This is a genomic window from Burkholderia territorii, assembly GCF_001718335.1.
GTDB lineage: Bacteria > Pseudomonadota > Gammaproteobacteria > Burkholderiales > Burkholderiaceae > Burkholderia > Burkholderia territorii.
The window spans coordinates 326,441-338,215 of record NZ_CP013366.1; the positions used below are offsets into that span (position 1 = coordinate 326,441).

An 11,775-nucleotide genomic window follows, 5' to 3' on the forward strand; every position below is an offset into this window, starting at 1 on the left:
GGAGTAGGCAATGGCACGTTCTGTTAAAAAAGGTCCGTTCTGCGACGCCCATTTGCTGAAGAAAGTTGAGGCGGCTGCAGCTTCGCGCGACAAAAAGCCGATCAAGACCTGGTCGCGTCGCTCGACGATTCTGCCGGATTTCATCGGCCTGACGATCGCTGTTCACAACGGCCGTCAACACGTTCCGGTGTACATCTCGGAAAACATGGTCGGCCACAAGCTTGGCGAGTTCGCACTGACCCGTACGTTCAAGGGTCACGCAGCCGACAAGAAGGCCAAGAAATAAGGGGCAATCAAGATGGAAGTGAAAGCAATTCATCGCGGTGCCCGCATCTCGGCGCAAAAAACGCGCCTTGTGGCTGACCAGATCCGCGGTTTGCCGGTCGACAAGGCGCTGAACGTTCTGACGTTCTCGCCGAAGAAGGCGGCTGGCATCGTGAAGAAGGTTGTGCTGTCGGCAATCGCGAATGCGGAGCACAACGAAGGCGCTGATATCGACGAGCTCAAGATCAAGAGCATCTACGTCGACAAGGCTGCATCGCTCAAGCGTTTCACCGCGCGCGCCAAGGGCCGCGGTAACCGCATCGAGAAGCAATCCTGTCACATCACTGTGACGGTCGGGAATTAAGGAGCCATACGATGGGACAGAAAATTCATCCGACTGGCTTCCGCCTGGCTGTCAGCCGCAATTGGGCTTCGCGTTGGTACGCGAACAACAACAATTTCGCGGCGATGCTGCAGGAAGACATCGGTGTTCGTGAGTACCTGAAGAAGAAGCTGAAGAACGCTTCGGTCGGTCGGGTCGTCATCGAGCGTCCGGCAAAGAACGCGCGCATCACGATTTACAGCTCGCGTCCGGGCGTCGTCATCGGCAAGAAGGGCGAGGATATCGAACAGCTGAAGACGGAACTGCAACGCCGCATGGGCGTGCCGGTTCACGTCAACATCGAAGAAATCCGCAAGCCGGAAACCGATGCGCAACTGATCGCTGACTCGATCACGCAACAGCTCGAGCGCCGGATCATGTTCCGTCGCGCGATGAAGCGTGCGATGCAGAACGCGATGCGTCTGGGTGCCCAGGGCATCAAGATCATGAGCGCAGGCCGTCTGAACGGTATCGAAATCGCACGTACGGAGTGGTATCGCGAAGGTCGCGTGCCCCTTCACACGCTGCGTGCCGACATCGACTACGCGACCTCGGAAGCGAAGACGACCTACGGGATCATCGGTGTCAAGGTGTGGGTGTACAAGGGCGACACGCTCGGCCGCAATGACGCGCCGGTGGTCGAAGAAGTAGCCGAAGACAAGCGTCCGCGTCGCAATGCGCGTCCGGGCGACCGTCGTCCGCGCCGTGACGGCGAAGGCGGCGCTCCGGGTGCTCGTCGTGGCGCACCGCGCCGTGGCGCCGGCAAGCCGGAAGACGGCAAGACTGGAGAATAACGATGCTGCAACCGAAACGCAGGAAGTATCGCAAAGAGCAGAAGGGTCGTAACACCGGCAAGGCGACGCGCGGCAACGCCGTGTCGTTCGGTGAATTCGGCCTGAAGGCGATCGGTCGCGGTCGTTTGACCGCACGTCAAATCGAAGCGGCGCGTCGTGCAATGACGCGTCACATCAAGCGTGGCGGCCGTATCTGGATCCGTATCTTCCCGGACAAGCCGATTTCGCAAAAGCCGGCAGAAGTGCGTATGGGTAACGGTAAGGGTAACCCGGAGTACTACGTCGCCGAAATCCAGCCGGGCAAGATGCTCTATGAAATGGACGGCGTATCCGAAGAACTGGCACGCGAAGCGTTCCGTCTGGCCGCAGCGAAGCTGCCGCTGAAGACGACGTTCATCGTGCGCCAGCTCGGCGCCTAAGGAGAAAACATGAAGGCTTCCGAACTTCTCCAGAAAGACCAGGCCGCGCTCAACAAGGAGCTGGCGGACCTGCTGAAGGCGCAATTCGGCCTGCGCATGCAACTCGCGACCCAGCAGCTCACGAACACGAGCCAGCTGAAGAAGGTTCGTCGCGACATCGCACGTGTGCGGACCGTCATGACTCAGAAGGCGAACCAGAAATGAACGATAGCGTGAAAACCTCGCTGAAGCGGACGCTGGTCGGTCGGGTCGTCAGCAACAAGATGGACAAGACCGTCACCGTGCTGATCGAGCACCGCGTCAAGCACCCGATCTACGGCAAGTATGTCGTGCGCTCGAAGAAGTACCACGCGCATGATGAAGCGAACACCTGCAACGAAGGCGATCTCGTCGAAATCCAGGAAACTCGTCCTGTTTCGAAGACGAAGGCCTGGACGGTGTCGCGCCTCGTCGAAGCAGCTCGCGTCATCTAAGCGGGCAGAGCAGTAGGCAGTAACAGGCACTTCTCCACGAAGTGCTTGAAATCGCAAAGTTTTTGCTTGCGTGACCGGGATTATTTGTTATAATCCCGGTCTTCCCTCTTTATGGGAGCCCCGTCGCGGGCGAAGTTGGTGGGGGAAGCGGACTGGCGCCAGCCTGTCCGAAAGATTCACCGAATTGCGATGGCGGGTTTCGTTTGCCGTCGCTGCTGTTCCAACCCAAGCAGCCGATTGGCTGACGGGACCAAGACTGACCGAATGCATCATGGTGGTGCATCCGGATTAAGTTGGGAAAGACAAACCATGATCCAGACCGAATCTCGGCTCGAAGTAGCCGACAACACGGGTGCGCGTGAAGTCATGTGCATCAAGGTGCTCGGCGGCTCGAAGCGTCGTTATGCCGGCATTGGCGACATCATCAAGGTGACCGTCAAAGAAGCAACGCCGCGCGGGCGCGTGAAGAAAGGCGAAATCTACAACGCCGTGGTGGTCCGCACCGCCAAGGGCGTTCGCCGTCAAGACGGCTCGCTGATCAAGTTCGACGGCAACGCCGCTGTGCTTTTGAACAACAAGCTTGAGCCGATCGGCACCCGTATCTTCGGGCCGGTGACGCGTGAGCTGCGTAGCGAACGATTCATGAAGATCGTTTCGCTGGCGCCGGAAGTGCTGTAAGGAGTCGCGATGAACAAGATTCGCAAAGGTGACGAAGTTATCGTCGTCACTGGCAAGGACAAGGGCAAGCGCGGCGTCGTGCTGGCTGTCGGTGCAGAACATGTGACGGTTGAAGGTATCAACCTCGTCAAGAAGCATGTGAAGCCGAACCCGATGAAGGGTACGACGGGCGGCGTGGAAGCGAAGACGATGCCCCTGCATATTTCGAACGTCGCACTGGTCGACGCGAATGGCAAGGCGTCGCGTGTTGGCATCAAGGTCGAGGAAGGCAAGAAGGTTCGCTTCCTGAAGACGACCGGTGCCGTACTGAGCGCCTGACGCAGCGGAGTAAAAAATGGCTCGTTTTCAAGAGTTTTACAAAGAAAAGGTTGTGCCCGGCCTGATCGAGAAGTTCGGTTACAAGTCGGTCATGGAAGTGCCGCGCATCACCAAGATCACGCTGAACATGGGTCTTGGCGAAGCGATCGCTGACAAGAAGATCATCGAGAACGCCGTTGGCGACCTCACGAAGATCGCTGGTCAGAAGCCGGTCGTCACGAAGGCACGCAAGGCAATCGCAGGCTTCAAGATCCGCCAGGGCTACCCGATCGGCGCGATGGTGACGCTGCGCGGCCGTGCGATGTACGAATTCCTCGACCGTTTCGTGACCGTTGCCCTGCCCCGCGTGCGTGACTTCCGCGGTGTGTCGGGCCGTGCTTTCGATGGCCGCGGCAACTACAACATCGGTGTGAAAGAGCAGATCATTTTCCCCGAAATCGACTACGACAAGATCGACGCACTGCGTGGGCTGAACATCAGCATCACGACGACTGCGAAGACCGACGACGAAGCAAAGGCTCTGCTCGCCAGCTTCAAGTTCCCGTTCAGAAACTGAGGTTACCGTGGCTAAACTGGCACTGATCGAACGTGAAAAGAAGCGCGCCCGCCTGGTCGCGAAGTTCGCAGCAAAGCGCGAAGCGCTGAAGGCGATCGTCGAAGACCAAAGCAAGTCGGAAGAAGAGCGCTACGAAGCACGCCTTGAGCTGCAGCAACTGCCCCGCAACGCAAACCCGACCCGCCAGCGTAACCGCTGCGCGATCACGGGCCGTCCGCGTGGCACGTTCCGTAAATTCGGCCTCGCGCGTAACAAGATTCGTGAAATCGCATTCCGTGGCGAGATTCCTGGCCTGACCAAGGCGAGCTGGTAATAGGAGAAACGTAAATGAGCATGAGTGATCCTATCGCCGATATGCTGACTCGCATCCGCAACGCGCAGATGGTCGAGAAGGTATCGGTCGCGATGCCCTCGTCGAAGGTCAAGGTTGCAATCGCGCAAGTCCTGAAGGACGAAGGTTATATCGACGATTTCGCCGTCAAGGCGGAAGGTGCGAAGTCCGAACTGAATATCGCGCTGAAGTACTACGCAGGTCGCCCGGTCATCGAACGCCTCGAGCGCGTGTCGAAGCCTGGTCTGCGCGTGTACCGCGGCCGTAACGACATTCCGCAGGTCATGAATGGCCTGGGCGTGGCAATCGTGTCGACGCCGAAGGGCGTGATGACCGACCGCAAGGCGCGCGCTACCGGCGTCGGCGGCGAAGTCATCTGCTACGTCGCTTAAAGCCGAGGAGAGAGAAACATGTCTCGAGTAGGTAAGAGCCCGATCGCGCTGCAAGGCGCGGAAGTCAAGCTGGCCGACGGTGCGATCACCGTCAAGGGCCCGCTGGGCACCATCACGCAAGCGATCAATCCGCTCGTGAACGTGGCGAACAACGACGGCACGCTGAATCTGTCGCCGGTCGACGAAAGCCGCGAAGCAAACGCACTGTCGGGCACGATGCGCGCGATCATCGCGAATGCCGTGCACGGCGTGACCAAGGGTTTCGAGCGCAAGCTGACGCTGGTTGGCGTCGGTTATCGTGCGCAAGCGCAAGGCGACAAGCTGAACCTGTCGCTGGGTTTCTCGCACCCGGTGGTGCACCAGATGCCGGAAGGCGTCAAGGCTGAAACCCCGACGCAAACCGAAATCGTGATCAAGGGGATCAACAAGCAACAAGTCGGTCAAGTGGCTGCGGAAGTCCGCGGTTACCGTCCGCCGGAGCCGTACAAGGGCAAGGGCGTGCGCTATTCCGACGAGGTTGTGATCCTCAAAGAAACGAAGAAGAAGTAAGGGTGCGCAATCATGGATAAGACTCAATCTCGCCTGCGCCGCGCTCGCCAGACGCGTATCAAGATCGCTGAGCTGCAGGTCGCGCGTCTCGCCGTGCATCGCACGAACACGCACATCTACGCTCAAGTGTTCTCGCCCTGCGGCACCAAGGTGCTCGCCAGCGCGTCGACGCTCGAAGCAGAAGTGCGCGCTGAACTGGCCGACAAGTCGGGCAAGGGCGGCAACGTTAATGCCGCGACGCTGATCGGCAAGCGTATTGCCGAGAAGGCAAAGGCTGCCGGCATCGAATCCGTCGCCTTCGACCGCTCGGGCTTCCGCTACCATGGCCGCGTCAAGGCGCTGGCTGAGGCAGCTCGCGAAGCTGGGCTCAAGTTCTAAGGAAGGAATTCGTCATGGCAAAGATGCAAGCGAAAGTTCAGGCTGACGAGCGCGACGACGGCCTTCGCGAAAAGATGATTTCGGTCAACCGCGTGACCAAGGTCGTGAAGGGTGGCCGTATTCTCGGCTTCGCCGCACTGACCGTGGTCGGCGACGGTGATGGCCGCATCGGTATGGGCAAGGGCAAGGCGAAGGAAGTGCCGGTCGCTGTCCAGAAGGCAATGGAACAAGCTCGCCGCAACATGTTCAAGGTGCCGCTCAAGAACGGCACGCTGCAGCACGAAGTGCACGGCAAGCATGGCGCATCCGCTGTTCTCCTCGCTCCGGCGAAGGCAGGTACGGGCGTGATCGCCGGCGGCCCGATGCGCGCAGTGTTCGACGTGATGGGCGTTCAGAACGTCGTGGCAAAGAGCCACGGTTCGACGAACCCGTACAACCTCGTTCGCGCCACGCTGGACGGTCTGCGCAAGCAGTCGACCCCGGCAGACATCGCGGCGAAGCGCGGCAAGTCCGTCGAAGATATTTTGGGCTAAGCCCGGGTGGTCACCATGTCTGAAAAAACTGTCAAGGTTCAGCTCGTCAAGAGCCTGATCGGGACCCGCGAATCGCACCGTGCGACCGTGCGTGGCCTGGGCCTGCGCCGACTCAACTCGGTTAGCGAGCTGCAGGATACGCCGGCGGTCCGCGGCATGATCAACAAGGTCTCGTACCTCGTTAAGGTCATCGCGTAAGCGGCCCTACGGATCAAGGAGTTGATATGGAATTGAATAACCTGAAGCCGGCCGCTGGTGCAAAGCACGCCAAGCGTCGCGTCGGCCGCGGCATCGGTTCGGGCCTCGGCAAGACGGCTGGCCGTGGTCACAAGGGTCAGAAATCGCGTTCGGGCGGCTTCCACAAAGTCGGTTTCGAAGGCGGTCAGATGCCGCTGCAACGTCGTCTGCCGAAGCGCGGCTTCACGTCGCTGACGAAGGAATTCGTCGGTGAAGTGCGTCTGGGCGACCTCGAGAAGCTGCCGGTCGACGAGATCGATCTGCTCGCACTGAAGCAAGCCGGCCTGGTCGGCGAGCTGACGAAGAGCGCGAAGATCATCGCGACGGGCGAACTGAAGCGCAAGATCGTCGTGAAGGGCCTGGGCGCCACCAAGGGTGCGCGCGCTGCGATCGAAGCGGCTGGCGGTTCGTTCGCCGAGTGACACGCGTAGCGCGTCGTTACTTGCATTCATCGGAGAAGGTACTTGGCTAACAGCCCGAGTCTTGCAAAACCCGGTCGAAGCACGGCGAAATTCGGCGATCTGCGCCGGCGAGCGATGTTCCTGCTCCTGGCGCTGATCGTCTATCGCATCGGCGCGCACATCCCCGTGCCGGGCATCGATCCGGATCAACTGGCGAAGCTGTTCCAGAGTCAGGCGGGCGGCATCCTGGGCATGTTCAACATGTTCTCGGGTGGCGCGCTTTCCCGCTTCACGATCTTTGCGCTGGGGATCATGCCGTACATCTCGGCGTCGATCATCATGCAGCTGCTGGCGATCGTCTCGCCGCAGCTCGAGGCGCTGAAGAAGGAAGGGCAGGCAGGGCAACGGAAGATCACGCAGTACACGCGGTATTTCACCGTGGTGCTCGCGACCTTCCAGGCGTTCGGTATCGCGGCTGCGCTGGAAAACCAGCCGGGCCTCGTGATCGACCCCGGCATGCTGTTCCGGCTGACGACGGTCGTGACGCTGGTTACCGGCACGATGTTCCTGATGTGGCTGGGTGAGCAGATCACCGAGCGTGGTCTGGGCAACGGCATCTCGATCATCATCTTCGGCGGGATCGCAGCAGGGTTCCCGAATGCCGTCGGTGGGCTGTTCGAGCTGGTGCGTACGGGTTCGATGAGCATCATTTCGGCGATCATCATCGTCGTTCTGATTGCCGCGGTGACTTACCTGGTCGTGTTCATCGAACGCGGTCAGCGCAAGATCCTCGTGAACTACGCGAAGCGCCAGGTCGGCAACAAGATCTACGGTGGCCAGTCGTCGCATTTGCCGCTGAAGCTGAACATGTCGGGCGTGATTCCGCCGATCTTCGCATCGTCGATCATCCTGTTCCCGGCCACGATTCTCGGCTGGTTCAGCACAGGTCAGCCGTCGGGAAGCTGGATCTCCAACACGTTGCATAACGTCGCGGAGGCGCTGAAGCCGGGCCAGCCGGTGTATGTGCTGCTGTACACGCTGGCGATCGTGTTTTTCTGCTTCTTCTACACCGCACTGGTGTTCAACAGCAGGGAAACCGCGGACAACCTGAAGAAGAGCGGTGCGTTTGTTCCGGGCATTCGTCCGGGCGATCAGACCGCGCGATATATCGACCGCATCCTCACGCGTCTGACGCTGGCCGGTGCGATCTACATCGTCTTCGTGTGTCTGCTGCCGGAATTCCTGGTGCTGCGCTGGAACGTGCCGTTTTATTTTGGTGGAACGTCGCTGCTGATCATTGTCGTCGTCACGATGGACTTCATGGCGCAGGTGCAGTCGTACGTTATGTCGCAACAGTATGAGTCGCTGCTCAAGAAGGCAAACTTCAAGGGCGGCAACATCCCAATGCGTTAATTAAGGACTATGGCCAAAGACGATGTAATCCAGATGCAGGGTGAGGTGATCGAAAACCTCCCGAATGCGACCTTCCGCGTGAAGCTGGAAAACGGCCATGTCGTGTTGGGGCATATCTCCGGGAAGATGCGGATGCACTACATCCGCATCCTGCCGGGCGACAAGGTGACGGTTGAATTGACGCCTTACGATCTGTCTCGTGCGCGGATCGTGTTCCGGGCGAAGTGATTTGAAAAAAGGGTATTATCATGAAAGTGATGGCATCGGTTAAGCGCATTTGCCGCAATTGCAAGATCATCAAGCGCAAAGGCGTCGTTCGCGTGATCTGCAGCTCGGATCCGCGCCACAAGCAGCGCCAAGGCTGACCGCGCGTTTGTTTGCGCTTTTTGTTTGAGGAAAAACAATGGCTCGTATCGCAGGGGTTAACATCCCGAATCACCAGCATACCGAGATCGGCCTGACGGCAATCTTCGGTATCGGCCGCACGCGCTCGCGCAGCATCTGCACGGCAGCTGGCGTGGAATTCTCGAAGAAGGTCAAGGACCTGACCGACGCAGACCTCGAAAAGCTGCGTGAAGAAGTGGGCAAGTTCATCGTCGAAGGCGATCTGCGCCGTGAAGTGACGATGAACATCAAGCGCCTGATGGACCTCGGTTGCTACCGTGGTGTTCGTCATCGCAAGGGCCTGCCGATGCGCGGTCAGCGTACGCGTACGAACGCACGTACCCGCAAGGGTCCGCGTCGTGCAGCGCAAGCGCTGAAGAAGTAAGCGGAACTGACAGTTACAGGAAAACGTAATGGCTAAGGCTTCGAACACCGCGGCGCAACGCGTTCGCAAGAAGGTTAAGAAGAACGTCGCTGAAGGCGTGGTTCACGTTCACGCGTCGTTCAACAACACGATCATCACGATCACCGATCGCCAGGGCAATGCACTGGCATGGGCGACGTCGGGCGGCCAGGGCTTCAAGGGCTCGCGCAAGTCGACGCCGTTCGCTGCTCAGGTTGCTGCTGAGTCGGCCGGTCGTGTGGCGATGGAATACGGCGTGAAGAATCTGGAAGTGCGGATCAAGGGCCCGGGCCCGGGTCGTGAGTCGGCAGTGCGCGCACTGCATGGCCTCGGCATCAAGATCACCGCGATTTCGGATGTCACCCCGATTCCGCACAACGGCTGCCGTCCGCCGAAGCGCCGTCGTATCTAAGAATGTGCTGGCACGTCCGTGCTGGCGCATTGCCTGTCGCCGCGCAGCGTCGACGGGCGTTGCTTTTTTGATTGACTAAGCCCACCGTTCGCCCCAAAGGGCGCGAACTAGCGCGGATTTCGATCCGCGTGACTGATTGATAAAGGAATGCAAAGTGGCACGTTATATCGGCCCTAAGGCCAAGCTGTCCCGCCGTGAAGGCACCGACCTGTTCCTGAAGAGCGCGCGCCGCTCGCTCGCCGACAAGTGCAAGCTCGACAGCAAGCCGGGTCAGCACGGCCGTACCTCGGGCGCACGTACGTCCGACTATGGTACGCAGCTGCGCGAAAAGCAAAAGGTCAAGCGTATCTACGGCGTCCTGGAGCGTCAGTTCCGCCGCTACTTCGCCGAAGCCGACCGCCGCAAGGGCAACACGGGTGAAAACCTGCTGCAACTGCTCGAGTCGCGTCTCGACAACGTCGTGTATCGCATGGGCTTCGGCTCGACCCGCGCTGAAGCGCGTCAGCTGGTGAGCCACAAGTCGATCACCGTGAACGGCGTCGTCGCGAACGTGCCGTCGCAGCAAGTGAAGGCGGGTGACGTCATCGCGATCCGCGAAAAGGCGAAGAAGCAGGCGCGTATCGTCGAAGCGCTGTCGCTGGCCGAGCAAGGCGGCATGCCGAGCTGGGTTGCAGTCGATGCGAAGAAGTTCGAAGGCACGTTCAAGCAAATGCCGGAACGCGCCGACATCGCAGGCGACATCAACGAAAGCCTGATCGTCGAATTGTATTCGCGTTAATCCGATTGACGGCCGAGGTACCCCGATTGCGTTATGCAAGGAGGGGCCTCGGCTGTTTATTTTCTGGTTGTTACCGGTCAGCCTTATCGGTGTAACGAGCCGAGGGTATTGAAAAGGAAAGCCCATGCAAACCAGTTTGCTGAAACCCAAGATCATCGCCGTGGAATCGCTTGGCGAGAACCACGCGAGGGTGGTCATGGAACCGTTCGAACGCGGTTACGGCCACACCTTGGGCAATGCGCTTCGCCGCGTGCTGCTGTCGTCGATGGTTGGCTACGCGCCGACCGAAGTCACGATCGCGGGCGTGGTGCACGAGTATTCGACGCTCGATGGCGTGCAAGAGGACGTCGTCAACCTGCTGCTGAACCTGAAGGGTGTGGTGTTCAAGCTGCACAACCGTGACGAAGTGACGGTGACCCTGCGCAAGGAAGGCGAAGGCGTCGTCACGGCCGGCGATATCGAGCTGGCGCACGATTGCGAAGTCATCAACCCTAATCACGTGATCGCACACCTGTCGAAGGGCGGCAAGCTCGACGTTCAGATCAAGATCGAAAAGGGTCGCGGCTACGTGCCGGGCAACGTCCGTCGCTATGGCGAAGACACGGCCAAGATCATCGGCCGCATCGTTCTCGACGCATCGTTCTCGCCGGTTCGCCGCGTGAGCTATGCAGTTGAAAGCGCCCGTGTCGAGCAGCGTACCGACCTCGACAAGCTCGTGATGAACATCGAGACGAGCGGCGTGATCACCCCGGAAGAGGCGATCCGTCAATCGGCCCGCATCCTGGTCGACCAGCTGTCCGTGTTCGCGGCTCTGGAAGGCACGGAAACGGCCGCAGAGGCACCGTCGCGCGCACCGCAGATCGATCCGATCCTGCTGCGTCCGGTGGACGATCTCGAGCTGACGGTTCGTTCGGCGAACTGCCTGAAGGCCGAGAACATCTACTACATCGGCGACCTGATCCAGCGCACGGAAAACGAGCTGCTGAAGACGCCGAACCTCGGTCGCAAGTCGCTCAACGAGATCAAGGAAGTGCTCGCTTCGCGCGGTCTCACGCTGGGCATGAAGCTCGAAAACTGGCCGCCGGCTGGTCTCGACAAGTAAGCCCGAGTGTTGCTGTAGTTGGCAAAGATGCGGATTTTCCTTTAAAATCCGCATCTTGCTTTTTTCGTTACCGGCCCGTGCACCTCAGCGGTGCGATAGAAGAGCTGGATCAAAACTTTGAATCAAGGAAACTGAAATGCGCCATCGTCATGGTCTGCGGAAACTGAACCGCACGAGCAGCCACCGTCTGGCTATGCTCCGTAACATGTCCAACTCGCTGATCGAGCACGAAGTCATCAAGACGACGCTGCCGAAGGCGAAGGAACTCCGTAAAGTCGTCGAGCCGCTGATCACGCTCGGCAAGAAGCCGTCGCTGGCAAACCGTCGCCTGGCGTTCAACCGCCTGCGCGATCGTGACTCGGTGGCGAAGCTGTTCGACGTGCTCGGTCCGCGTTTCGCGAACCGTCCGGGCGGCTACCTGCGCGTGCTGAAGTTCGGCTTCCGCGTGGGCGACAACGCACCGATGGCACTGGTCGAACTGCTCGATCGTCCGGAAGTCGACGAAACGGAAAACGTGCAAGAAGCCGAGTAAGCTTCTAGTACGCAGCAGCATCTGAAGAGGGCCGAGCAATTGCTTG

24 protein-coding genes are annotated in these 11,775 nt (G+C 59.6%); all 24 read left to right on the plus strand.

The annotated features are described in order from the left end of the window. Positions 1 to 10 precede the first annotated feature (10 nt). The 24 genes from rpsS (at position 11) to rplQ (ending at position 11,729) form a co-directional block, all read left to right on the plus strand. Positions 11 to 286, plus strand: coding sequence for a 30S ribosomal protein S19 (rpsS, locus tag WS51_RS12205; RefSeq protein WP_004199273.1), 276 nt, complete (start codon positions 11 to 13; stop codon positions 284 to 286). Between the two features lie 12 nt (positions 287 to 298). Further along, a complete protein-coding gene (gene rplV / locus WS51_RS12210; RefSeq protein ID WP_004199272.1) occupies positions 299 to 628 on the plus strand; it encodes a 50S ribosomal protein L22 in 330 nt (109 codons plus the stop codon). 11 nt (positions 629 to 639) lie between these two features. Continuing rightward, the gene (gene rpsC, locus WS51_RS12215; RefSeq protein WP_006482899.1) at positions 640 to 1,440 is read left to right on the plus strand and encodes a 30S ribosomal protein S3; all 801 of its coding nucleotides are present in this window, start codon (positions 640 to 642) and stop codon (positions 1,438 to 1,440) included. Between the two features lie 2 nt (positions 1,441 to 1,442). After that, positions 1,443 to 1,859 (plus strand): 50S ribosomal protein L16, encoded by a 417-nt coding sequence (gene rplP, locus WS51_RS12220; RefSeq protein ID WP_040143049.1) that lies wholly within the window; start codon positions 1,443 to 1,445, stop codon positions 1,857 to 1,859. A 9-nt stretch (positions 1,860 to 1,868) separates the two neighbouring features. Further along, positions 1,869 to 2,063 carry a 50S ribosomal protein L29 gene (gene rpmC, locus WS51_RS12225; RefSeq protein WP_006400652.1) on the plus strand — a complete coding sequence of 65 codons (195 nt, stop codon included), beginning with the start codon at positions 1,869 to 1,871 and terminating at the stop codon, positions 2,061 to 2,063. Then, the gene (gene rpsQ / locus WS51_RS12230; RefSeq protein ID WP_006752928.1) at positions 2,060 to 2,332 is read left to right on the plus strand and encodes a 30S ribosomal protein S17; all 273 of its coding nucleotides are present in this window, start codon (positions 2,060 to 2,062) and stop codon (positions 2,330 to 2,332) included. Before rpmC ends, rpsQ begins: the two co-directional genes overlap by 4 nt. 309 nt (positions 2,333 to 2,641) lie before the next feature. Continuing rightward, complete coding sequence (gene rplN / locus WS51_RS12235; protein ID WP_006752929.1) at positions 2,642 to 3,010, plus strand: 50S ribosomal protein L14; 369 nt, start codon at positions 2,642 to 2,644, stop codon at positions 3,008 to 3,010. A 9-nt stretch (positions 3,011 to 3,019) separates the two neighbouring features. Further along, entirely contained in the window at positions 3,020 to 3,328 is a 309-nt protein-coding gene (gene rplX, locus WS51_RS12240) for a 50S ribosomal protein L24 (protein ID WP_006477187.1), read from the plus strand. A gap of 16 nt (positions 3,329 to 3,344) precedes the next feature. After that, complete coding sequence (rplE, locus tag WS51_RS12245) at positions 3,345 to 3,884, plus strand: 50S ribosomal protein L5 (protein ID WP_006482882.1); 540 nt, start codon at positions 3,345 to 3,347, stop codon at positions 3,882 to 3,884. A gap of 7 nt (positions 3,885 to 3,891) precedes the next feature. After that, on the plus strand, positions 3,892 to 4,197 hold the full coding sequence (gene rpsN / locus WS51_RS12250) for a 30S ribosomal protein S14 (RefSeq protein ID WP_006482884.1): 306 nt from the start codon (positions 3,892 to 3,894) through the stop codon (positions 4,195 to 4,197). A gap of 14 nt (positions 4,198 to 4,211) precedes the next feature. Continuing rightward, positions 4,212 to 4,607 carry a 30S ribosomal protein S8 gene (gene rpsH / locus WS51_RS12255; protein WP_006477185.1) on the plus strand — a complete coding sequence of 132 codons (396 nt, stop codon included), beginning with the start codon at positions 4,212 to 4,214 and terminating at the stop codon, positions 4,605 to 4,607. An 18-nt stretch (positions 4,608 to 4,625) separates the two neighbouring features. Continuing rightward, positions 4,626 to 5,156 carry a 50S ribosomal protein L6 gene (gene rplF / locus WS51_RS12260; RefSeq protein WP_006758786.1) on the plus strand — a complete coding sequence of 177 codons (531 nt, stop codon included), beginning with the start codon at positions 4,626 to 4,628 and terminating at the stop codon, positions 5,154 to 5,156. Positions 5,157 to 5,168: 12 nt separating this feature from the next. Further along, positions 5,169 to 5,534: a 50S ribosomal protein L18 gene (gene rplR, locus WS51_RS12265; protein ID WP_006477183.1), complete on the plus strand. Its 366-nt coding sequence runs from the start codon at positions 5,169 to 5,171 to the stop codon at positions 5,532 to 5,534. 14 nt (positions 5,535 to 5,548) lie between these two features. After that, a complete protein-coding gene (rpsE, locus tag WS51_RS12270; protein ID WP_006752931.1) occupies positions 5,549 to 6,067 on the plus strand; it encodes a 30S ribosomal protein S5 in 519 nt (172 codons plus the stop codon). A 15-nt stretch (positions 6,068 to 6,082) separates the two neighbouring features. Continuing rightward, complete coding sequence (gene rpmD, locus WS51_RS12275) at positions 6,083 to 6,265, plus strand: 50S ribosomal protein L30 (protein WP_006400644.1); 183 nt, start codon at positions 6,083 to 6,085, stop codon at positions 6,263 to 6,265. A gap of 26 nt (positions 6,266 to 6,291) precedes the next feature. After that, positions 6,292 to 6,726, plus strand: coding sequence for a 50S ribosomal protein L15 (gene rplO / locus WS51_RS12280; protein WP_006482880.1), 435 nt, complete (start codon positions 6,292 to 6,294; stop codon positions 6,724 to 6,726). A gap of 42 nt (positions 6,727 to 6,768) precedes the next feature. Next, entirely contained in the window at positions 6,769 to 8,118 is a 1,350-nt protein-coding gene (gene secY, locus WS51_RS12285; RefSeq protein ID WP_006400642.1) for a preprotein translocase subunit SecY, read from the plus strand. A 9-nt stretch (positions 8,119 to 8,127) separates the two neighbouring features. Beyond that, positions 8,128 to 8,346, plus strand: coding sequence for a translation initiation factor IF-1 (infA, locus tag WS51_RS12290; protein WP_004521905.1), 219 nt, complete (start codon positions 8,128 to 8,130; stop codon positions 8,344 to 8,346). Between the two features lie 20 nt (positions 8,347 to 8,366). Then, entirely contained in the window at positions 8,367 to 8,483 is a 117-nt protein-coding gene (gene rpmJ, locus WS51_RS12295) for a 50S ribosomal protein L36 (protein ID WP_004199844.1), read from the plus strand. 38 nt (positions 8,484 to 8,521) lie between these two features. Next, positions 8,522 to 8,887, plus strand: a complete 366-nt coding sequence (rpsM, locus tag WS51_RS12300; protein ID WP_039323572.1) for a 30S ribosomal protein S13 — start codon at positions 8,522 to 8,524, stop codon at positions 8,885 to 8,887. A 28-nt stretch (positions 8,888 to 8,915) separates the two neighbouring features. Then, positions 8,916 to 9,317: a 30S ribosomal protein S11 gene (gene rpsK, locus WS51_RS12305; protein WP_004197937.1), complete on the plus strand. Its 402-nt coding sequence runs from the start codon at positions 8,916 to 8,918 to the stop codon at positions 9,315 to 9,317. A 154-nt stretch (positions 9,318 to 9,471) separates the two neighbouring features. Continuing rightward, entirely contained in the window at positions 9,472 to 10,095 is a 624-nt protein-coding gene (gene rpsD / locus WS51_RS12310; protein WP_059448622.1) for a 30S ribosomal protein S4, read from the plus strand. A gap of 124 nt (positions 10,096 to 10,219) precedes the next feature. After that, entirely contained in the window at positions 10,220 to 11,197 is a 978-nt protein-coding gene (locus WS51_RS12315; RefSeq protein WP_006477176.1) for a DNA-directed RNA polymerase subunit alpha, read from the plus strand. Between the two features lie 136 nt (positions 11,198 to 11,333). Then, positions 11,334 to 11,729 (plus strand): 50S ribosomal protein L17, encoded by a 396-nt coding sequence (rplQ, locus tag WS51_RS12320; protein ID WP_006477175.1) that lies wholly within the window; start codon positions 11,334 to 11,336, stop codon positions 11,727 to 11,729. Positions 11,730 to 11,775 lie beyond the last annotated feature (46 nt).